We start from the raw sequence: 23,045 nt of genomic DNA on the forward strand, positions 1-23,045 counted from the left end.
GCAAAAAAGCAAAACACTATGTTTTTTAGTTGTGATATTTAAAACTTTTACTTTTAATTCCCACGACTTAGCCATTTAAGATACACATTGCTATGGCAACTTTTTAGTTTTGCCAAAAAAGCTTTACAAGCGTCATCAGTTGGTAGTTCTTTGATAAAGTTTAGTATGTTTTGCCTTTTAAATTGTTCCATAACCCTTATATTTATTGAGTGCAAATTTCGGAAATCATGAGACTAACTAAAAAAACAATATTATGAAAAAATGAAAGCTTAGGTTTAAAAAGTATTTCGTTGAATTTTAATACATTTGAAATATGATTAAAGTTGTTATTTTAGGTTCAGGCAATGTAGCTACCCATTTCGCAAAAGCATTTCAACAAGCAAATAATATTGAGCTTATTCAAATTTATAATCACAAGCCAGAAAGTCTCAAAAAATTTAAAAACATTGAAACTACTACTGAGCTAGATAAGGTTAAGAATGCAGATTTTTATTTGGTTTGTGTAAATGATGACAAAATCGAAAAATTGATTACAGCTCTAAATAAACCCAAGTCAATTGTCGCCCATACTTCTGGAAGTCTATCATTGCTAAATGCACCCTGCCGAAATGCCGTATTTTATCCGTTGCAAACCTTTTCTAAAAATAAAAGTTTGAGTTTTAAAAATTTACCAATTTGCATTGAAACTGAATATAAAAAAGACATACACACTTTAAAGGTTATAGTTGAAAATATCAATGCAAAAGTTTATGAAGTAAATACCTCTCAACGTCAAGAGCTACATTTAGTTGCGGTTTTTGTGTGCAATTTTGTGAATTATCTTTATCATATAGGTTATGAAATTTGTTCACAAAAAAATTTACCTTTTGATATTTTGAAACCCTTAATCAATGAAACTGCAGATAAAATAAATTATACAATTCCACAAAAAGCACAGACAGGTCCAGCTATACGCAATGATTTAAGCACCATCAATAGACATCTAAAGCAGTTAGAAAACTCTAAATACAAAGAATTATACCGATATTTGACCACTTCAATACAAAAAACCTATGAGTGAAACCAATTATAAGCAATTGCTAAACCATGTAAAGGCTTTTATTTTTGATGTTGATGGTGTTTTGACCAACGGCAAATTGCATATTTCTGAAAAAGGAGAACTGCTTAGAGAAATGAACGTAAAAGACGGCTATGCTCTGAAACATGCTATTGATAGAGGCTATGAAATTTGTATTATCTCAGGCGGAAAAAATCAAGCGGTAAAATTCAGATTACAAGGCTTAGGCATTACAAATATATACTTAGGTGTTGATGATAAAATGAAATGCTTAGAAGAGTTTTCTGATATCTATAATATTCCATTTAAAAACATGTGCTATATGGGTGATGATATTCCTGATTTGGCAGTGATGAATGCTGTGGGTTTGGCTACTTGTCCACAAAACGCAGTTTCAGAAATCAAAGCTATATCGCATTATATCTCACATAAAAATGGTGGAGATGCTTGTGTGAGAGACATCATAGAACAAGTTTTAAAAGTCCAAAACAATTGGTTATAAATCTATAATATTATGCCTGGAAATAGCTTTGGAAAATTATTTAAACTCACAACTTTTGGAGAATCTCATGGCAAAGCCATTGGTGGCATAATAGAAGGTTGTCCTGCTAATTTAGAAATAGATTTTGACAAGATTCAAACAGATTTAGACCGCAGAAAACCAGGTCAATCTGCCATAGTTTCTCAACGCAAGGAATCTGATGTAGTTGATTTTCTCTCTGGTGTTTTTGAAGGCAAAACCACTGGCACACCAATTGGATTCAATATCTCTAATGCTGATCAAAAATCAAAAGATTATGATCATATTAAAGACAAATTCAGACCCAGCCATGCCGATTACACCTATACTAAAAAATATGGACACAGAGACTATCGCGGTGGCGGACGCTCAAGTGCTCGCGAAACGGTATCTCGAGTTGTTGCTGGAGCAATAGCTAAACAGCTTATTCAACCCATTCAAATAACAGCTTTTACTAGTGCAATTGGAGACATAAAGCTAAATAAATATTATAAAGATTTAGATTTCAACTGTATTGAAAACAACCCTGTGCGTTGTCCTGATAAAAATTTAGCTCAAGAAATGGAGTCTTTTATCAAAAACATTCGCAAACAAGGAGATACTATTGGTGGCATAGTAACTTGTGTTATACAAAATGTACCAATTGGCTTAGGTGAGCCAGTATTTGATAAACTACATGCCGAACTGGGTAAAGCTATGCTCTCGATCAATGCTGTCAAAGGTTTTGAATACGGTAGTGGTTTTGAAGGTACAACCATGCTTGGCAGCCAACATAACGATGAATTTCTGGTGGATGGAACAACAAAAACCAACTTTAGCGGCGGTATTCAAGGCGGTATTTCAAATGGCATGGATATTTATTTCAATGTTGCCTTTAAACCTGTTGCCACTCTAATTCAAGACCAAAAAAGTATTGACAATCAGCATCAAAAAGTCACGCTTAAAGGTAAAGGCAGGCATGACCCTTGTGTAGTGCCAAGAGCTATTCCTATTGTAGAAGCTATGGCAGCTATGGTCTTGGCTGACGCTTATTTATTAAACAAAACATCAACCCTATAAAACATAATTTATGAAGAAGTTAGCACTACATTGGCAAATTCTTATTGGTATGGCATTCGGTATATTGATTGGGTTAGTTTTTACCAATTTTGATTGGGGTGTCAATTTTGTAACAGATTGGATTAAACCTTTCGGAAATATTTTTATCAATGCCCTGAAACTAATAGCTGTGCCCTTGATTATAGCTTCTTTGATCAAAGGGGTTTCAGATTTAAAAAATATTTCCAGTTTATCTCAAATGGGGTTAAAAACTATTGTAACATATATTTTAACCACTGTAATTGCCGTAAGTATTGGGTTATTGATTGTTAATATTATTCAACCTGGAAGTTCGATAGATGAGAATACTCGACAAGAGCTTCTTGATGCCTATGCTGGTGATGCAGAATCTAAAAAAGTAGATGCTCAAATGCAAAAAGAAAACGGTCCATTAAAAGCTATAGAAGATTTAGTGCCTGACAATATTTTTGGTGCAGCTTCAGATAATAGCAATATGCTACAAGTGATTTTCTTTGCTATTTTTTTTGGTATAGGGCTAATTTTAATCCCTGAAAAACAATCAAAGCCTGTAAAAGATTTTTTTGATGGTTTTAATGAAGTTATTCTAAAAATGATAGACATCATCATGCTGGCTGCACCTTATGGTGTTTTGGCATTAATGGCAGCTTTAGTTGTAGAAGCTCCGTCTTCTGATTTATTCTTTGCACTCCTATACTATTCTGCTGCTGTAGTTAGTGGTTTGATTATAATGATAGGTTTTTATGTTCTTTTAGTATGGATATTTACTAAAAAATCGCCTTCTTTTTTTTTGAAAGGAATTTCACCAGCCCAACTTTTAGCGATATCTACTAGTTCAAGTGCCGCAACATTGCCTCTGACCATGGAACGCGTAGAAGAGCATTTGGGTGTTGATCCTAAAGTTGCAAGCTTTGTATTACCTATAGGAGCAACCATCAATATGGATGGTACAAGTCTATATCAAGCTGTTGCTGCGGTGTTTATAGCTCAAGCTTTTGGTATGGATTTATCGTTTGGGTCTCAAATAGGCATTATTGCAACAGCAACTTTGGCTTCGATTGGATCAGCAGCTGTTCCAGGTGCTGGCATGGTAATGCTTGTGATTGTTTTAGGTCAAGCAGGTATTCCTGAAGCAGGTTTAGCACTTATATTTGCTATGGATAGACCACTCGATATGCTAAGGACATCTGTAAATATTACAGGCGATGCTACCGTGTCTATGCTAATTGCAAAATCACAAAATCAACTTGGAGATCCTGATGTGAAAAATTGGGACGATAATTATAAAAAAGATTAGTCTTTTTTTCTTTCTGTTTTAGCACTATATCGTCTTTGTTGATTGAGCTCTTCTTGAAGTTTAAGCTCTTCTTCAGAAATAACTTTTTTGAAAGACGGATGTTGCTCAATAGCATATTCAATTTTTTCAACAATTTCTTCTGTAGTTTCGTTATCATAATCAATCTCAAGAGGTTCTTTAATTTGCATAGATTGTAAAATGCCACGTTTTTTTATATTAATCCCTTTTTTGTCAAACGAACGTCTAAAACCATCAATTACAATTGGTACAACAATAGGTTTATATTTTTTAATGATATGAGCTGTGCCTTTACGAATAGGTTTCCACGGTTTAGTAGTGCCTTGAGGAAATGTGATAACCCAACCGTCGTTAAGGGCTTTGCCAATATTTGAAATATCGCTAAGCTTAACTTGTCTGTTGACTTTTTTTCCAGCGGCACGCCAAGTTCTATCAATACTCACCGAACCCGCATAAGCTAATATTTTAGGTAAAAAACCTCCTTTCATAGTTTCTCTTGCAGCTACATAGTATATATTTAATTTCGGATTCCATAAATAGCCTACATTTTTTAATGTGTCCACTCGCCCACTCAAACTGGCATTAAAAACGTGGTACATCGCCACAACATCAGCAAAATATGTTTGATGATTTGATATAAAAAGCACATTAGTATCTGGCAAATCTTTTATAATCTCTGAACCTTCTATTTTAAGTTGATTGAACCCAGAATATCTTCTATGGGTTAAAATGCCCATAAAACGAATTAACCACTTCTTTAAAACAAGGTAATGCCCAAAAGGATTTTGTTTAAATAAACCCATATTAAAATATTGGATGACAAATATACTAAACCTTAACAAATACAAGACCTTGAATGAAAAGGAAGATTTGTCTTTTGTTTTTTTAAAAAATTAAAGTTCTTACTGAAATTCTTTTAATTCTTCATCGGTAAACATACGGTATTGTCCAACTGGAATGTCAAGAGAAATATGCATAATTCTTATACGTTTTAAAGCAATAACTCGATAGCCTAAAGCTTCACACATTCTTCTTATTTGTCTGTTTAAACCTTGAGTTAAAATGATTTTAAAGGTGTTTTGATTCACTTTTTTAAGCTTACAAGGTCTTGTTTTGGTGTTTAATATTTTTACCCCGTTTTGCATTTCATTTAAAAAAGCCTTACTGATAGGTTTATTCACTTTGACTATATATTCTTTTTCGTGATAATGTCTTGCACGTAGTATTTTGTTGACAATTTCGCCATCATTGGTTAAAAATATTAAACCTTCACTCATTTTATCTAAACGACCTATGGGATAAATTCGCGTAGGATAATTGATATAATCAATAATGTTATTTTTCTCAACACTAGAATCTGTTGTGCAAACAATACCTTTAGGTTTATTAAAAATCATATAAACCTTTTTATCTTCTTGAGCGGTTATCACCTTACCGTTGACTTTCACTATATCGCCACTTTGGACTTTGGTGCCTAATTCAGGTAATTTATCATTGATTAAAATGGCATTTTGGGTTAAAAGTTTATCTGCTTCTCGTCGAGAACAATAGCCAACTTGACTTAGGTATTTATTGATACGAATTGGAAACTCCATTATTAGATTAAGATAAATTTTAAAATAGCCGTGTTTATATTTTCGTTATTTAAGGAATGACCAGCACCTTCTGTCAACATTAAAGTTGAGTTTTTTAAAGATTTGTTGATTTCAATAGCTTCTTTATATGGCACAATTTTGTCAAATTTATCATGGATAATTAAAGAATTTGTATCTATTGTGGTTGCAAACTTGGCTACAGAAAATGCTTCAAAACTATAATTGTAGCGATTTTCAAAATAGTTCTCAATGGCTTGCATAAAATTGTGACTCAAGCCTAATATCTTTTGAAAACCACTCATAAATCTTTGCATCTCAGAAGGTGATCCTAACAAAACTATTTTTTTTATAGCTCGGTTTTTAGCTTCATATTGATTGTAAATACAAGTCATAGCACCGATACTGTGACCGATAAGAATATCTGGTGAATACTCTTTTATCATCAATTGTAAAACTTCATGATAGATAGGAACATTTAAAATATTGCCTTCTGAATATCCGTGAGCTGGTGCATCAAAAGCGGTGATGTCAAAATCTTTAGCTTGTAATTTGTTTATCAAAGCTTTCCAACGGAAGCTATGGCTATCCCAACCGTGAACAAGCAAAACTTTTTGCCCTTGACCTGGCCAGCGGTAGGTTTGGATTTTGATTTTTTTAAACCCTATTTTGTCCGCTTGATGAGCTTTTAAAAAATCTTTTTGATGGGGTTTTATAAACCCTTTTCTCGGGGTACAAAACAATAGAAATGCTTTACGAATAGCTTTTTCTGGTTTGATTTTATATAATGTCATCAAACGCAAACCCATCAGTTTTGGCAAAAAAGACTTTATGAGTGTTTTGACCATTTATTTTGTTCTAATTTGCCATTTTTCAACTTCATTATGTGCAGATGTTTCGTCTGTCCAACCTAAAATTTTAACATCTGCGGACTTATCGTAATGCTCAAACCACTTCCCTATCATTTGTCTTAAAAAAGGATAATTTAATGACAAATCTTTAAAATCCTTAATATCAATGTTTTGATATTTTTTATTTATGGGAATACTTAATATTTTATAATCCCATTCATTATTGCTTTTCATGTTTAATAAAGCAATTGGTTTTACACTAACAACTTGACCTGTTTTTAAAGGTTTACCCAAAACCAACACATCTAAAGGCTCACTATCAGCTTTTTGGGATTTGTGTATTTTTGTAGATGGTATAAACCCATAGTTGACAGGATAAGGCAAGAACTGAATTATCTTTGGTTTTCCATTTATAGTGTCTTGTTGAAATTGATTTTTATCAGAATTGTATTCTATTTTATCATTAGTTCCAGCTGGTATTTCTATAACAGCTTGAAGCAAACCTTTAGCATTATAGCTACTAATTTCTTCATAATTGATGGTTTTGGAACTACATGATATTAATGATAATAGAATAAAACTTAGGAAAACGCTATTATTTTGCATCTTTATCGGGCTTAAAATTTATCCAAAATCTATTGATTTGAGCTCCATCAGGTATCATGGTTGGTTTGATATTGGCATCTAAATCAAAACGGACATTGCTTGGTAAAACTTTTTTATCAAAAGAGACAAAAGCATTTAAATCTTCTAAGGTAAGGATAACTGATTTTAGAGAAGTTTGAATGCTTGAGACATGGTGATGTTTTTTCAACTCAGCATAAGTTGAACCTAAACCTATACCATTTCGAGTTTTATATTTATCTGTTAAAATGCGAATATTCTCAATTAGTGAAACAGAATCTAAACTATGGTTGACTTTTATCAATAGCTGTTTTTGACCTGAAGTATCATAAACTTCTACTTCTTTAATGTTGGAACGATTAGATTGATTATAAGGTTTTTTAGCATTAATCAAGACGACAGAATCTGAATCTAGAAGCGTTTTGATTTCAGATATTTTTGTTGTGTTATTTAAATCACCAACTTGGTTTTTGGCAATGAGAAAATTGTTGTCTTTTTGGCAACTTGACACTAAAAACAATAGCCATAAAAGCGAAATATATTTCATCATAATTTTTTTCAAAAATAAAAATTTAAAAGTATTTAAAAGTTAAAATTGAAGCTACACTTTTCTTAATCATAAAACTTTACTACCCTTCGGTTTGTCTCAAGTCTTCTTTGTGTTTTTCAACAGGACTACCAAATAATATTTGCCATACATCTCTAACTGATTTTGATTTGCTTAAATCTTTAAAAACTTCAATCCATTCGTGAAAAACTAAGAAAAAAGGGTTATGAGAATTTACAGGTTTTGTGATGCCATAAACCGGTTGCTCTTCTTCTAATTGAAAAGTGCCAAACATTCTATCCCAAAAAATAAAAGTTGAACCGTAATTTTTATCAATATACTTTTCGTTAGTAGAGTGATGCACACGATGATGTGATGGTGTCGTAAAAACATACTCTATGGGTTTAGGCAGTTTTCTGATCAATTCTGTATGAAGCCAAAATTGATACAAAACTTCAATTTGATGCACAATTAAAAAAACAAGTGGATGAAACCCCATAAGAATTACAGGAAGAAAAAATACAATTTTAAGGTTTTGTGTCCAAGATAAACGGAAAGATACTGAAAAATTATAATATTCTGAAGAATGATGAACCACGTGAGTTGACCACCAAAACCTTTGTTCATGAGCTAAGCGATGTGCCCAATATCGACAAAAATCAAGAGCAATTAGGCATAAAATAAAAGACCACCACGTAATGGGTATTTTGATTGGAGCTAAATTATAAAAAAATAAAAACACTATAAAAACCCCGATTTTCATAAATCCATTCAAAAAAATATTGCCCAACCCTATTGATAGTGACGCAAGAAAATCTTTTGATGAATACAAGTTTTTGTTTTGTTTTCTGCTCAAATAGTATTCTAAACCGACAAAGAAAAACATCAATGGTGCTACAAACAATATAATGGTTGTAAAATCATAATTTTGAATATCTTCTAAACTCAAGGTTTTGCCTGTCATATTTTTTTTAATGCGAAACTACAAATACAAAAATGTTTCAGCTATATTTTAAGAAATAAAAATCAAAAACAAATGATTTCTTCTGTTCAATAAATAAATATAAATATTCGTTGCCCAAAGATTTTAAATTTGATAGAAACTTAGCTAATGAACGATAAAATATTTATCAATACCAATGTTTGGGTTTATCTCTTTTCTGAAGATAAAGGTATTCATTGGGATGATTTAGACGAAGATGTTTCTGTTGAACGGTTGTTGGGCTAAATAGATTACACAAAATTAAATTTAAGTCACTTGTTATTAAATGTTTAAACCTCACAGGTCTCAAAGACCTGTGAGGTCTTGTATGAAAATATAACTAAAAATTATCATCAAGAAGGATAACACTCAGCATTAACCTTTTTTAAGCTTCTCATTAAGCTGATTTATCAACTTATCTTTTTCTTGGATGCGTTTTTCATATTGCTCAATCAGTTTTTCTGATAATTGATTAATGATGTAAGCATTATTGGAGTGTCCACCTTTTTGATTGTCATTGATAACAATACTTTCTTGTTTGACAATATCTTCGGGTTGAACTTCAAAGATTTCACAAAGTTTTTCTAAATGACTTGCCCAAGTATAGGTTTCGCCGTTTTCAAGTCTGGCATAAGCCGATTGTGAAATACAAAGCTCATGTGCCAAATGCTCTTGAGAATAGCCTTTTTGATGACGAAATTGTTTGATGCGTTTACCGATGATTTTATTCATAGCACAAATATAGAAAAATATTCAACCCAAGTTATGCAAAAAGAGGTAAAGAATGAGCCGAATTTTTTGCATTAGTTGGGTTTAATCCCGAGTTAGAAAATCACCATTTTGGTGTTTTGCAAAAACATCGATATGGTAGACTTTTCTTATTCGTTTATTCATTTGAACAAGTTCTAATGAATAATTTGGATTCAAAACAAAAATTCGCATAAAATATGTGTTTATCACATAGATTTTTTAACAAGAATTTAATTCATCTCTATACTTTAGTAGTATGAAATACAAATATTTATTACCGTCCCAAAACAATTTAAAGCCCATCCGACTTACGGAATAACAAAAAAAATAGTAAATTTGATTTTGCAGTGGTAGAAATAGGACGATTTCATAGTCTGAAAACAGAAAATCTGTGTGCCAATTGCCAGACTTGAACGGCTAAAGTTGGCAATTAATCTTTTAAATTTTAAAATTATGAAAACTTTAATTTTAAGTATGGCTTTTATGCTGGTTACTACTTTTTCTTTTGCTGGCCATAGTACGTTTACCAACAAAATTAATCCTGTTCCAGAAAATAGAACAGAGATTTCAAATCAAAAAGCAGAAGCTTTGTTGAAAAGATCAATTCATGTCACATTATCGTGTGGTGTTGAATATGATATTACAAACTTCACGGGAACGACAACGCAACTTATTAATAGTGTAATAGCTATGAACAATTCAGTATGCGGTACTAATATCAATGTCATTGACTAATATTCATTTGGAGGCAGCTAATCTGCCTCCAATTTTATAAACCTTTTTTATGAAACTTATAATATTATTTTTTATACCAACATTATTGATTTCCCAAAATAAAATGTCTTTTAACGTGATTGTTGATTATAGTTTAGAATGGCAAAGCGACTCTTTAGATGTCAGTTCTAAAACAAAAACTGAAAATTTTAAGCTTTACATATCCAATAATCAAACATTTTTTGTTAGTGAGCATAGAATAAGGCTAGACACATTAATATACAATAATGCAAGCGTAGGCGATTTAAATCAATTAATGAGTTTACCAAAACCATCATCTAATAAAAGAATTTTTAAAACATCCAAAAATATCATTGTATATGATGCTTTTATGACAAAAGTTTACAAATATGAAGATGATGTTGATTTAAACTGGAAATTGATAAACGAAACTGATACCATAAATAGTTTGAAAGTAAAAAAAGCAACAACAAATTTTAGAGGTCGAGATTATATAGCTTGGTATAGTGAAGAAATACCAATTTCTGATGGACCATATAAATTTAAAGGTTTGCCAGGGTTAATAATTAAAATATTTGATACTGAAAAAGAAATTAATTTTTCTTTAGTAGGTTTTAAAAAGTTAAATCGAGAAAAAGAAATTATAGTGGATTATGATATTGATGCTCAAAACACAACAATTGAAAATTATTACAAAGCCTATTATTCTTTTTTAGAAAATCCTATACCACATTTAGAAAGCCAAGGGATGGTATTTGATGAGAAAACAAAAAGAATCATAAGACAACGGTATAGAGAGAGAAACAATAAAGCCAATAATAAAATAGAATTAAAATAGAATTGATATTAACTTTTGTTTAAAAACTAAATATGCTTATTAATTATAAGAAAAGAGATTATATTAGTTTTGTTTTGATTTTTTTTATCATAGTAAGTAAAGTACTAAGTCAAGAAAAAATAAGTGTAAAAACACAATACAAGGCAATATATAATCTAAACTTTCAGAAAGATTCTACCGATATTACGACAAAATTTGACGAAAAAATGGTTCTACTAATTGGAAATAACTATTCAATATTTGAGAGTTATTCAAACAAGTATAATGACTCTTTAAAAAAAGCTATTTTTAAAAAAGGACTTAGTGCATCAGAATCAGTAAATCTTGTGATGTCTAATAGAAAAAAAAATCGTTTTAACTTTAGAATATTAAAAAGCAAAACAGAAACCTTGACGTATGATTCTTATTTTAATGATAAACTCATCTACGAGGATGAGGAAAAATTGAACTGGAAAATTACGAATAAAACTAAAATAGTCAGTGGTTACAATTGCACTTTGGCACAAACAAGTTTTGCAGGAAGGCAATATAATGCTTGGTTTACCAATGAAATTCCTATATCAGATGGACAATACAAATTTAAAGGCTTGCCTGGTTTGATTATTTCTATAACTGATAGCAGAAATCACTATAATTTTGAACTCATTTCTTTTCAAAAAGACATTACTAATTTTACTTTTGACAAATCAAAAGGAATTCGGGTTACCAAAAAAGAATATTTCAAAGCTTATAATCCATTCAAGAAAAATTTTATAGCACAACTTGAGAATAGAGGAATAGAGATACAGTCATCCAACTCAAGAAATCTAAAGCAAAGAGTTCAAAAGTCAAGAAATAACGTGATAGAAATTAAATATTAAGTTGGTTAAAAGTTCGCTACTATATTTTGTATTCTTCTTAACCTGCTTAACATGTTTTAGTCAGTCTAAAATTGATGGTCATCTTAAGTCAGAAAAAAACGAAAATATTTCTGGAGCTACTATTATTTTATACGATATTGAAACAAACAATATATTGAAATATGACATTTCAGATGAAAATGGTTATTTCAATATATCAATTTACGAATCAACTTCTAAATTTAAACTAAATATCAGATCTATTGGCTTTAAAGAAGTAGCTAAAATTATAGATAACAAAACCCAAACTTTCGATTTTACTTTAACTGAAGAAGTCACTGAGTTGAAAGAGGTAAAACTAAAATCTTACCCCATAAGCAAACGCGGTGATACCATTAATTATTCTGTTAAATCTTTTTCAAAGCAAAATGATAGAACAATTGGCGATGTCTTAAAAAATATGCCTGGCATTGAGGTGTTAGATAATGGTAAAATACTCTACCAAGGTAAACCTATCAACAAATATTATATTGAAGGTTTAGACCTTTTAGAAGGCAAATACAATCTTGCCAACAAAAACTTACCACATAAAGAAGTTACAAAAGTACAGATATTAGAAAACCATCAACCTGTAAAAATCTTAGACAGCCTTGTTTACTCTGATAAAGCGGCTCTTAATATTAAACTCAAAAAAGCATATACCTTTACAGGTCAAGCCGAATTAGGTGCTGGTTTTTCGCCAGGGCTTTGGGATGTAAATGTTACACCAATGCTGTTTTCAAAAAAACGCCAAATGCTTAGTTCATATCAAGCTAATAATTCTGGCAATAATGTTGCCACTCAACTTAAAACATTAACAATCGAAGACCTTTTAGAACAATTTGAAAGCAATGATGAAAAGCAAGATTGGCTGTCTATTCAACACTTGAACACGCCTAATTTTTCGGAAAAACGTTGGATTGATAATAATGTTCATCTGGCTTCTATAAACTACCTTGAAAAGCTTAAAAAAGATTATGAGTTGCGTTTAAATTTGTCTTACCTCAATGATTATCAACAACAAAATGGCTTTACCAATACCCAATATTTTACAGCTAATGACACCATAGTTTTGTTTGAAAATAAATTTAATCAACACTACATCAATAATTTGGAAACTAATTTAACACTTCAAAAAAACACTTCGGATAATTATTTTAAAAACAGTTTAAAATTTAGTGGCTTTTGGAATGGTGAACGTGGCAATATCCAGCTCACAGATGGAAACATTAACCAAAAGTTGAGTAATGAGTATTTTAAGCTATCTAATGACTTAAAAACTTTATTTGTTTTAGGTAAACAAATCGCAACATTAAAATCTTATATTGGTATTAATAAAACACCACAAACTTTGGTTGTCAAACCAGGGCAGTTTAACGGCATACTCAATAATGGCGAAACTTTTGATGAATTGACTCAAGATATTGAACTCAATACATTTTATACCAATAACAATATAGGTATTACAAAAGGTTGGAAGCATTTTAGTTTTAGCCCAAAAATTGGGTTTCAGTTTGAAAAGCAAGATTTAGAAAGTCAAATATTAACCTCAAACCTCAATCAAAACAATACTTTCGAAAATAACTTAGATTGGACACGCTCAAAATTTTATTTTAAGATGAAAACGCAATATAAATATAACAATTGGCGTATGGAGATGTCAACACCTGTATACTACCATAACTATCAGATTGAGGACGAATTTTTGCAACGCAAAGAAAGATTAAATAGAGTCACTTTTGAGCCTCGTGCTTCTATCAGTTATGAACTCAACTCATTTTGGCGTCTTAATTCCAGTGCTAATCTGAGTAATCAGTTTGGGAATATTAACCAAATTTATTTCAATTATATTCTTACAAATTACAGAAATCTTCAACGTATTGATGCTCCATTACCAGAAATACAAAATTTTAATTACTCTTCATCTTTACAGTATAGAAATCCTATTAAAGCCTTATTTTTAAGATTGAGTTATGGTAAAACAATAACCGAAAACAACTTGCTCTACAATAATAATATTTTAAATAACGGTGCAATAGAGCTTCAAGCTATAGAGCAAAACAACAATCGCTATATAGATAATTTTTCAGCAAGAATAAGTAAATATTTTAGCAAGTTCAACACTAACTTGACATTCAATACTATATATAGTTTAATAGATTTAAAACAAATTTTAAATAATCAAATAACAGATATATCTAATCAAAATTTGACAATAAGTGGCAAAATTGATACAGATATAACTGATTGGTTTAATACTGAATTAGAGTCCGTTTTTCAATTTTCTAATAATGAAATTCAAAATAGAGAAAACCAAACTATAACTCAGCAATCTCATAAGTTTAACCTAAATATTTATCCTAAAGATAATCAATATGTAGCTTTAAAAAATGAATACATTAGAAATGATTTGTTTTCAGAAAACACCTCAAATATTTTTACTGATTTTTTGTATCGGTTGACTTGGCAAAAAAAAGATATTGATTTTGAAATACAACTTAGTAATATCTTTAACGCCAAAAATTACAGAACTATAAATATTGATGAATTCAGTTATATTGAGTCCAGTTTTAGACTTAGACCAAGGCAAGTTTTATTTAAAATCAGATTTTCTCTATAATACAAAAATGTTGTAAATTGTATTTTTAATAGCGTCAATAATACTAAATAATGCTCTTAGAATTATCAACCTTCCCCATCTTCAATCTGATTCACTTCCGCTTTTTTAATCCATTTCGGACTGATGTCTTTGGTGGTTTTGATACCGAGTTTTTGAAGTTTAACCACATCTTTGACTAAATTTTGGTTACCGGTTAATTTCTTCATCGCTGAGGTGTAAGCTTTGTCGGTAGATTTAATGCGGTTGCCAAGGGTTTCTAACTCATCGAGTAAATTACTGAATTTATCGTATAAACTACCAGCGTGTTGGGCAATTTCATTGGCGTTTTGCTGCTGTTTTTCGTTGCTCCAAATCATATCAACGGTGCGTAAAGTTGACAGTAGAGTCGTAGGGCTTACCAGTAAAATATTGTCTTTAAAGGCTGAATAATAGAAATTCTGGTCTTCGTTTTGTGCCAAATACAAGGCTGGTTCAACGGGAATAAACATCAATACAAAATCAGGCGATTGTTTGTAGCCTAAATCTTGGTAGTTTTTAGCACTCAACTGTTTGATATGGGTTTTTAAAGAATTGATGTGTGCTTTAAGATGAAGTGCTTGTTCTTTTTCATCTTCGGCGTTAACGTAGCGTTCATAGGCAGTTAAGCTCACTTTAGAGTCAATCACCATTTGTTTGTCATTAGGCAAATTAATCACCACATCAGGCATAAAACGTTGACCGCTGTCGTCTTGATAAGATTGTTGTACGTCGTATTCTCTGCCTTTGGTTAAGCCCGATTTTTCTAAAACGCGTTCCAGAATGAGTTCGCCCCAATTGCCTTGGGTTTTGCTTTCACCTTTAAGCGCTTTGGTGAGCTTTTCAGCTTCTTCGCTCATTTTGCGATTTTCTTCATTTAAACGTTTTATGACTTCATCTAAGCGAGAGTTTTTATCATTAAAGTTGTCTTGATTTTTTTGAACTTTTTCTTCAAAGGTTTTGATTTTTTCTTTTAATGGATTGAGAATTTGCTCAATATTTTCTTTATTGGATGTCGTGAATTTTTGAGATTTTTGGTCGAGGATTTTATTGGCCAAGTTTTCAAATTCTTTGGTAAATTTTTCTTGCAAGTTTTCAATGTCTTGCTTTTGAGTCTCTAACTTTTCTTGAAGATTTTTATATTCAGTTTCGGTTTTTGTGAGTTGGTTTTGAGCATTGTCTTTAGCTTGACGAATGCGTTCTCTTTCAGTTTTCAAATCGTCAATCTCTTGTTGGTGTTCGGTTTTTAAACTTTCAATTTGTTTTTCAACATAACTCAGTTGGTTGTTCAATTGATTATTTTGTTCTTCAAGTTGATTGAGTTCAGCTTTTCTATTGGTCTTAGAAATATATTGACCTATAAAAAAACCAATGGCAAGACCTATTAAAATTGTTACAATCGGAATCCAAATGTCCATAAAAATTTATTTTTCGTATTTAGAAATATTACTATTTTTTAGCCATTGAACGGCGTTTTCGAAGGCCAAAAGCCAAGGCGTGATTTTGTCTTCAGTTCTGTCTTTGGGATAATACGCCCAGTTCCACGGAAAAATAGAGCGTTCTAAATGTGGCATCATCACCAAATGTCTTCCGCTTTTGTCCGTTAGCATTGCCGTGTTGTATTCTGAGCCATTGGGATTGGCTGGATAAGCATCGTAAGCATATTTACCGACAATATTGTAATTTTCTTTGGCATAAGGGAATGAGAATTTTCCCTCGCCATGTGCTGCCCAAATGCCGAGTTTCATCCCAGCAAGATTAGACAGCATCACAGAATTGTTGTTTTGAATTTCAACGGACGTAAATTGACACTCAAACTTATGCGAATCGTTGTGGAGCATTTTTGGCTTCTCATCGTCTTCAGGATGTAGCAAACCGAGTTCGATAAAAAGCTGACAACCATTACAAACGCCAAGAGACAAAGTGTCTTCTCGTTTAAAGAAATTGTATAAAGCTTTTTTGGCTTTTGCATTATATAAAAAACTTCCTGCCCAACCTTTGGCACTGCCCAAAACATCTGAGTTTGAAAATCCACCTACAGCAGCCAAAAATTGTATGTCCTCAAGATTTTCAGCACCGCTAATGAGGTCAGTCATATGAATATCTTTGACTTCAAATCCTGCCAAATCTAACGCCTTTGCCATTTCACGTTCTGAGTTTGAGCCTTTTTCTCTTAAAATTGCTGCTTGAGGTTTCTCTTTAATCGACTTTTTTATTTTGCCTACAAAATTCTGTGGAAATACATATTGTAAGCTTTGGGTTTTATAATTTTTAAAACGTTCTTCTGCTAAAGTTTTGGGCGTTTGATTTTTGTCAAATTCAAAAGAAGTTTGATACCAAACATCTCTCAATTTGTCCACATCAAATTGATGGTCTTGATTTTGATGTGATATATTTAAAAACCGCTGTCTTTGACATTTACCGATTTTATGAACGCTGAGGTTTTGTTTCTTTAAATAATTCTCAACTGATTTGTCATTTGCTGCTTGAATTATAATTCCAGCATTTTCTGCAAAAAGCGTTTCAATAATATCTGAAGATTTAAAACTTGATAAATCAATGTCAGCACCAATATTTTTATCAGGAAAACACATTTCTAAAAGACAAGTAATCAATCCGCCTGATGAAATATCGTGACCTGCGAGAATTAAATCCTTCTTAATGAGATGTTGTATAGCATTAAAGGCTTTTTTAAAAAACTCGGCATCTTTGATTTGTGGCGTTTGCTGTCCGATTTTATTTAAAACTTGTGCAAAAGAAGAACCGCCAAGTTTAAGTTTATCTTGACTTAAATTGATATAATATAAACTACCACCATTGACTTGCATTACAGGTTCAACCACCTGTGAAATATTACTGCAATGACCTGCAGCAGAAATGATAACCGTACCAGGTGACAATACATTTTTGTCTTTGTATTGTTGCTTCATAGACAACGAATCTTTACCTGTTGGGATGTTAATACCTAAATCTAAAGCAAAATCTGAAGCCGCTTTTACAGCTTCGTATAACCTGGCATCTTCACCAGGATTTTTGCAAGGCCACATCCAGTTGGCTGATAAGCTTACGGATTTTAAGTCTTTGTCAAGTGGTGCCCAAATCAAATTGGTTAAAGCTTCTGCTATAGAGTTTTGTGAACCTGCCTTAGGATCTATCAATCCTGAAATAGGCGAGTGACCAATGGAAGTCGCAATGCCATTTTGACCTTCATAATCTAACGCAACAACACCACAATTATTTAGTGGTAATTGAAGTTTGCCGACGGTTTGTTGTTTGGCTACACGACCAGAAACACAACGGTCAACTTTGTTGGTTAGCCAATCTTTACAAGCCACGGCTTCGAGTTGTAAGACTTGTTTGAGATAAGTGTTTAAGAGGTCTGTTTGGTATTCAACTTTATCGTAAGACTGCTTTACGGTCTTATCTTTCATTATGGTTTTTGGCGAATTGCCAAACAAATCTTCTATCTTGAGATTCATTGGAGTTTCACCAGTGGTTCCACTTCTAAAAACAAATTGATGATCTTCTGTGATTTCACCCACAATATAAAAAGGTGCACGTTCTCTTTCCGCAATTCTTTCAAGGGTTTTTGTATCTTTTTCAGAAAGAATTAATCCCATGCGTTCTTGAGATTCATTACCAATCAATTCTTTAGCAGAAAGGGTTTTGTCACCAACAGGCAGTTGGTCTAAATCAATATAGCCACCAGTTTCTTCTACAAGTTCGCTCAAACAATTTAGATGTCCACCAGCACCGTGGTCGTGAATTGAAATGATGGGATTTTCAGCACTTTCAACCAAAGCTCTTATGGCATTAGAAACACGTTTTTGCATTTCAGGATTGGCACGTTGTACGGCATTGAGTTCAATACTGCTGTCTTGTTGACCGGTATCGGCAGAAGACACGGCTGCACCGCCCATACCAATTCTGTAATTATCGCCACCGAGAATGATGATTTTATCGCCTTTTTTTGGCACGTTTTTTTGAGCTTGTTTTTCAAGTCCATAACCAACGCCACCAGCCAACATTATTACTTTGTCATAGCCGAGAAATCTGTCGTTTTCAGCGTGTTCAAAAGTGAATAAAGATCCACAAATCAGTGGCTGTCCAAATTTATTACCAAAATCTGAAGCGCCATTTGAGGCTTTAATTAAAATATCAAGCGGAGTTTGGTATAGCCATTTTCTGGCTTTAAAAGCTTTTTCCCAAGGTCTATTCTTGCTGACACGAGAGTAGGACGTCATATAAACGGCAGTTCCAGCCAAAGGAATTGAACCGCGACCACCAGCCATACGGTCTCTAATTTCTCCACCGCTACCTGTTGCTGCACCATTAAAGGGTTCTACTGTTGTTGGAAAATTATGGGTTTCTGCTTTTAAAGAAATCACAGATTGCACACTTCTGTTTTGATAAATAGAAGCTTTATCAGCTTGTTTTGGGGCAAATTGCTTGATTTTTGGTCCTTTGATAAAAGCAACATTATCTTTATAAGCTGAGACAATTTCATTTGGAAACGCTTTAGAAGTTTTTTTAATTAAACTGAAAAGAGACTCTTCTTTTGACTTTCCATCAATAATAAATTGACCATTAAAAATTTTATGTCGGCAATGTTCAGAATTGACCTGAGAAAATCCAAAAACTTCAGCATCGGTCAAAGGTCTTTTGAGTTTTTTGCTCAGATTTTCTAAATATGTAATTTCTTCTTCACTTAGTGCTAAGCCTTCTTCTTTATTGTAAACAGAAATATTTTTGATATCTTTCACTGATTCAGGTTGGATATGAATATCAAACATATCTTGACTTAAATGCTCGTAACTTTGAAATAACATGGGGTCAAAATCATCAAAATCAAGAGCAACTGCTGTCAATTCTTCTATCCGCTCAATGTCGTTTAAGCCCATGTTTTTGGAGATTTCCACAGCATTGGTTGACCAGGGTGAAATCATATTGGCGCGAGGACCGATAAATTTTTTATCATCGGGAAATTTTACAACAGGTTCGGCTTCAGCAAATAACCAATATAATTTTTTTAAATCTGCCTTTGAAAAGGCTTTGTTGTGAACAACTGCAAAAAATAGTTTTGAATCACTTGAAAAAAAAGAAATCATAAAAAAATCAGCTTAGGGCTTTAAGCCACAAAAATACGATAAATTTATAATGGAAGAATTCTAATTTAAAGTTATTCAATTTGAAAAAAGAATGAAGCTACAAAACCAAAGTAAGTTTAATTATAAAACTAAAAATATCTTGTTGAGTGAAGTTTTAAACTTTGCTCAGGCTGGTAAACCTGATTTATTTACATATAACACATATAGGCTTCTTTTACCATCTTCAATACTGTTTTAGTCTAGTATTTTACAGCCTAAATTGCTGAACATGATGGCAATATAAACAAATCACTGTATTCTTTAAAATGGCTGATGTGCGAAGTCGTTACAGATTCCTATGATGATTTATGCTTCTTACGTAGTTGTAAAGCTACGAAGTCACAGACTTCGCAGAGCGGGAATCTTTGCACTCGTTATAAACGAGCGCTAGCTGGGTGGGACCCGACAGATCTTCATTTTTACTTTGTATAATGGCATGGATGTGATTTGACATAATCACATAACCAATCAACACCATTCCTTTATTGTTTTGGCAGTATGTAAAACTATCTACAACAATATCTTTATAGCGCTTTCTTGTAAAGACGTCTATCCAATCGACTATTGTAAAAGTAACATAATGCGGTTTGCTTTAGTTTCGTATTTTACAGCCTAGATTGCTAAATATGATGGCAATATAAACAAATCACTGTATTCTTTAAAATGGCTGATGTGTGAAGTCGTTACAGACCCTATGATGATTTATGCTTCTTACGTAGTTGTAAAGCTGCGAAGTCACAGACTTCGCAGAGTGGGGTGGCTTTTCTTTATTAATCTTCTATTTTTAAATAAAACACCTTTCTGTCTTTGTCTATTATGATTTTATTTCCATCAAAAGGCAACAAACTAGGCATAAGTGATGTTTGATTAAATTTGCCATCCTTTGGTTTTGCTAAATCTTCTAAATCAAAATCATAATTTAAATACAAATTCATAAAATCAATTTTGTTACCTTTTACAGACCATTTGTTTTCATTTACTCCAAAAAGCTCTCCTGTCTTAAAATATATTTTTTGAGTGTACTCATTATTTTCATACAAGTAAAGCGTATCATTTGTATTTACTGATGGGGTTTTAACATAAATACCTACTAAATCTTTTTTTGAATAACTACACCCAAAAAATATAAGCAAGAACAACAAGTAAACTAATAAATTTCTCATAGTTAATCTTCTACATTATTATCTATCCATATATATGTTTGATTTGTAGTACTTTGCTTAGGCTGTGTGCCTGAACCAGTTCGATTTATATTATTTATCCAAGGTAAATGATAATAGAATGATTCCTTTGTCTTTTGGTCTGTTATTATTGTTAAACGTTGGTTGTTTCCTATATCATAAAAACTAGCTCCTCCTGAACCCATCATTTGCATAGTCATATTAGTTCCTGAAAGCAACAATCCAGAAAGTCCAAAATCTATTGGAATATATTTTTTTGAAATCTTATTATCAAAATCCCAAGCTTTGGCTTTTAAATAATCGTTTCTTGCTCCGTGATAAAGATTACTTGTTCTAATATCTTTAATCATATTGTTATCTCTACCAAAAAACAGACTATTCTCAGGTCCTGTACCTGATTGCCATTCATCATATACAGACTCCCAGTTAGTACTTTCATCTCTTTGTGTGTATCCTCTCATAAATCTTGAGTCAGAAATCCAATTAGTAAAACCATTATTGGTATTTACTATTTCAGTTTGCCCTTTCTTATCGCCATCTAGATGATGGTTAAAATCTATACCGACATCATCTCCTAGTGTCGATACTTTTGTTTTAACTTCATTTCCGTCTTTATCGTGAGTAATTTCATATTCACCATCAACAGACATAGGTGCTCTCCCATCAGGGTCTATCATATTGATGGGGTTGTTCATCACAAAATTGTACGGACTCCACCCCGGGAACTTCTCCGCCAACGGGTCAACACTCAGCCATAAACTGTTTTTGGGGTTATAATAGCGGGCGCCGTAATAATAGTTGCCCGTTTCCTGGTCAAATTCTTTGCCGTTGTATTTGTAACGGGTGTTGTGGGAATTGAGGTGTTCATCGGTGAGGAGCTCACCAAATGGTAAATATTCGGCGTGTTGGCTAATGTCCCCATCATAATTTGATACATAATTTGAAGAACCGAGATGGTCACTGTGAAAATAAAACACTTCTACATGTTGCAAGTCGCCGGCATAGCCGTGAGCAAAATTATCTGAACCCTGTGTGACGTTTTCATCTTCTGATATGTCAACCGTTTCACTTTCAAGTGGTGGTATATCAAAGGCTTGTAAAATACGGTTTCTTCTTTCATTAAGATGGTTAAAATTCTGCCCGTCTTCATCGGGGTCTTGTAAAACATCTATCAGGTTTATTCCATCGGCATTGGCTAAATTGGCAAGGGGTATAATTTGTTCTGAATAAAACCCAAATCGCTCACTGGTTCCAATTTTACTAGCCACTCTTTGGCTACCAATATGATAATGTTTAGTATAAGACAAGGCTTGATCTCTAACTATAAACTTTAAGACCTTGGCCGTAATCATCCCATCCGGATAGATATAAGTCTCTGTTTTACGCGCATTGCCAACGTCCTTTGCATTGCTATGAATATCAACTTGTTGATATAGATATTTGATAATCCGTTCACCACCAGCATCGTAGGTATAAGTGGCAATAGGATGGTCACTTTCTTCAGAATACGGATTAAGATCTGCAGCCATAAGTCTATTTTCTTCATCCCAAAGGTAATGAATTTTTGTGATTTCTTCTTCTCCTACACCTTCTATCACTTTTGTAAGATTGCCGTTGGCATCATGTTTTATGTTTTGGTTTTTTATTCTTGGGTCATCTTGACTGCCGCAACAATTTACTCCTGTGGGTTGTTCTTTTATTTCTCTCACGGCATGCGGTTGAGTGTAACCATAGTTAGAACCCGCTATGAGACCTCCATCGTCGTCGTAGGTATAATCTAATTGATAGCTGTTATTCTTTACTACGCTAGCATTTTCCATTGGTTCATTGAGATCACTTACCGGTTTATTTAGGTGGGTTTGTGTTTTGTTTATGAAGTTTCTACTCGGATCTTGAGCATCGTAGGTTAAATCAAGATTATATTCGTGTTTAAGAAAGGGGTTGCCACCTTGACTTTGAGTATTGACTACATCATTTGGTCCTATATAGCTTCCGGATGCAGAGGTAAGTCGGTTGAAATTATCGTAAGAAAAATTATAATTAACCGGACCGATAAGATCACTTGTCGTTGAGCTAGGAAGTGCTTGCTCAGGTGATAGCGTTGATATGATATTTACAATCATATGTTGTGTGTGATGTTTTTCTGTAATTTTGCACATATCAAAAATATAAAAAAACTAAAGTCTTCGCCTAAAGGCGAGGGATTTTCCTCCCCAGAATGATACATTAATGAATTCTTTAAAATAGCTAATATGTGAAGTCGTTACAGACTCCTATGATGATTTATGCTTCTTACGTAGTTGTAAAGCTTCGAAG

19 protein-coding genes and 1 pseudogene are annotated in these 23,045 nt (G+C 32.6%); 8 read left to right on the forward strand and 12 right to left on the reverse strand.

What is annotated here, in order from left to right; translation table 11 throughout:
* Positions 1–101: 101 nt before the first annotated feature.
* Positions 102–191: pseudogene (locus ACSSV5_RS03630) on the reverse strand (IS1595 family transposase); the annotation flags it as partial.
* A 122-nt stretch (positions 192–313) separates the two neighbouring features.
* On the opposite strand from ACSSV5_RS03630, the gene ACSSV5_RS03635 reads away from it, so the two are divergent.
* From ACSSV5_RS03635 to ACSSV5_RS03650, 4 genes are read left to right on the forward strand one after another with little or no spacing between them, the layout of a single operon-like run.
* The gene (locus tag ACSSV5_RS03635; protein WP_211066196.1) at positions 314–1,060 is read left to right on the forward strand and encodes a Rossmann-like and DUF2520 domain-containing protein; all 747 of its coding nucleotides are present in this window, start codon (positions 314–316) and stop codon (positions 1,058–1,060) included.
* Positions 1,053–1,559, forward strand: coding sequence for a KdsC family phosphatase (locus tag ACSSV5_RS03640; protein WP_211066195.1), 507 nt, complete (start codon positions 1,053–1,055; stop codon positions 1,557–1,559). The genes ACSSV5_RS03635 and ACSSV5_RS03640 overlap by 8 nt, the downstream gene beginning before the upstream one ends.
* A 12-nt stretch (positions 1,560–1,571) precedes the next feature.
* A complete protein-coding gene (gene aroC / locus ACSSV5_RS03645; RefSeq protein ID WP_454244817.1) occupies positions 1,572–2,636 on the forward strand; it encodes a chorismate synthase in 1,065 nt (354 codons plus the stop codon).
* A gap of 10 nt (positions 2,637–2,646) precedes the next feature.
* Positions 2,647–3,951 (forward strand): dicarboxylate/amino acid:cation symporter, encoded by a 1,305-nt coding sequence (locus tag ACSSV5_RS03650; RefSeq protein WP_454244818.1) that lies wholly within the window; start codon positions 2,647–2,649, stop codon positions 3,949–3,951.
* Here ACSSV5_RS03650 and ACSSV5_RS03655 read toward each other — a convergent pair.
* The 7 genes from ACSSV5_RS03655 to ACSSV5_RS03685 form a co-directional block, all read right to left on the reverse strand.
* Positions 3,948–4,772, reverse strand: coding sequence for a lysophospholipid acyltransferase family protein (locus ACSSV5_RS03655; RefSeq protein WP_211066192.1), 825 nt, complete (start codon positions 4,770–4,772; stop codon positions 3,948–3,950). The two genes, ACSSV5_RS03650 and ACSSV5_RS03655, sit on opposite strands and share 4 nt — an antisense overlap.
* Before the next feature lie 99 nt (positions 4,773–4,871).
* Complete coding sequence (locus tag ACSSV5_RS03660; protein ID WP_211066191.1) at positions 4,872–5,564, reverse strand: pseudouridine synthase; 693 nt, start codon at positions 5,562–5,564, stop codon at positions 4,872–4,874.
* 2 nt (positions 5,565–5,566) lie between these two features.
* Entirely contained in the window at positions 5,567–6,409 is an 843-nt protein-coding gene (locus tag ACSSV5_RS03665; RefSeq protein WP_454244819.1) for an alpha/beta hydrolase, read from the reverse strand.
* On the reverse strand, positions 6,410–7,018 hold the full coding sequence (locus tag ACSSV5_RS03670; protein ID WP_454244820.1) for an inorganic diphosphatase: 609 nt from the start codon (positions 7,016–7,018) through the stop codon (positions 6,410–6,412). It lies immediately after the preceding gene.
* The gene (locus ACSSV5_RS03675; RefSeq protein ID WP_454244821.1) at positions 7,008–7,586 is read right to left on the reverse strand and encodes a hypothetical protein; all 579 of its coding nucleotides are present in this window, start codon (positions 7,584–7,586) and stop codon (positions 7,008–7,010) included. Before ACSSV5_RS03675 ends, ACSSV5_RS03670 begins: the two co-directional genes overlap by 11 nt.
* A gap of 79 nt (positions 7,587–7,665) precedes the next feature.
* Positions 7,666–8,547, reverse strand: coding sequence for a sterol desaturase family protein (locus tag ACSSV5_RS03680; protein ID WP_454244822.1), 882 nt, complete (start codon positions 8,545–8,547; stop codon positions 7,666–7,668).
* A 393-nt stretch (positions 8,548–8,940) separates the two neighbouring features.
* A complete protein-coding gene (locus ACSSV5_RS03685; protein ID WP_454244823.1) occupies positions 8,941–9,297 on the reverse strand; it encodes a helix-turn-helix domain-containing protein in 357 nt (118 codons plus the stop codon).
* A 471-nt stretch (positions 9,298–9,768) separates the two neighbouring features.
* Here ACSSV5_RS03685 and ACSSV5_RS03690 point away from each other — a divergent pair, with 471 nt between their 5' ends.
* Genes ACSSV5_RS03690 through ACSSV5_RS03705 form a run of 4 tightly spaced genes read left to right on the forward strand, consistent with a single transcriptional unit; the run spans position 9,769 to position 14,386 of the window.
* Entirely contained in the window at positions 9,769–10,050 is a 282-nt protein-coding gene (locus ACSSV5_RS03690) for a hypothetical protein (protein ID WP_454244824.1), read from the forward strand.
* 49 nt (positions 10,051–10,099) lie between these two features.
* A complete protein-coding gene (locus ACSSV5_RS03695) occupies positions 10,100–10,888 on the forward strand; it encodes a GLPGLI family protein (protein WP_454244825.1) in 789 nt (262 codons plus the stop codon).
* A gap of 32 nt (positions 10,889–10,920) precedes the next feature.
* Positions 10,921–11,748 (forward strand): GLPGLI family protein, encoded by an 828-nt coding sequence (locus tag ACSSV5_RS03700; RefSeq protein ID WP_454244826.1) that lies wholly within the window; start codon positions 10,921–10,923, stop codon positions 11,746–11,748.
* Position 11,749: 1 nt separating this feature from the next.
* Complete coding sequence (locus ACSSV5_RS03705) at positions 11,750–14,386, forward strand: hypothetical protein (protein WP_454244827.1); 2,637 nt, start codon at positions 11,750–11,752, stop codon at positions 14,384–14,386.
* A gap of 65 nt (positions 14,387–14,451) precedes the next feature.
* Here ACSSV5_RS03705 and rmuC read toward each other — a convergent pair whose 3' ends face one another.
* From rmuC to ACSSV5_RS03725, 4 genes are all read right to left on the reverse strand, one after another.
* Positions 14,452–15,819, reverse strand: a complete 1,368-nt coding sequence (gene rmuC / locus ACSSV5_RS03710; RefSeq protein WP_454244828.1) for a DNA recombination protein RmuC — start codon at positions 15,817–15,819, stop codon at positions 14,452–14,454.
* 6 nt (positions 15,820–15,825) lie between these two features.
* Entirely contained in the window at positions 15,826–19,509 is a 3,684-nt protein-coding gene (purL, locus tag ACSSV5_RS03715; protein ID WP_454244829.1) for a phosphoribosylformylglycinamidine synthase, read from the reverse strand.
* A gap of 809 nt (positions 19,510–20,318) precedes the next feature.
* Positions 20,319–20,711: a hypothetical protein gene (locus ACSSV5_RS03720; protein ID WP_211066171.1), complete on the reverse strand. Its 393-nt coding sequence runs from the start codon at positions 20,709–20,711 to the stop codon at positions 20,319–20,321.
* A gap of 2 nt (positions 20,712–20,713) precedes the next feature.
* A complete protein-coding gene (locus tag ACSSV5_RS03725) occupies positions 20,714–22,888 on the reverse strand; it encodes an RHS repeat domain-containing protein (protein WP_454244830.1) in 2,175 nt (724 codons plus the stop codon).
* Positions 22,889–23,045: the final 157 nt, after the last annotated feature.

The sequence above is a fragment of the Psychroflexus sp. MBR-150 genome (assembly GCF_053628795.1).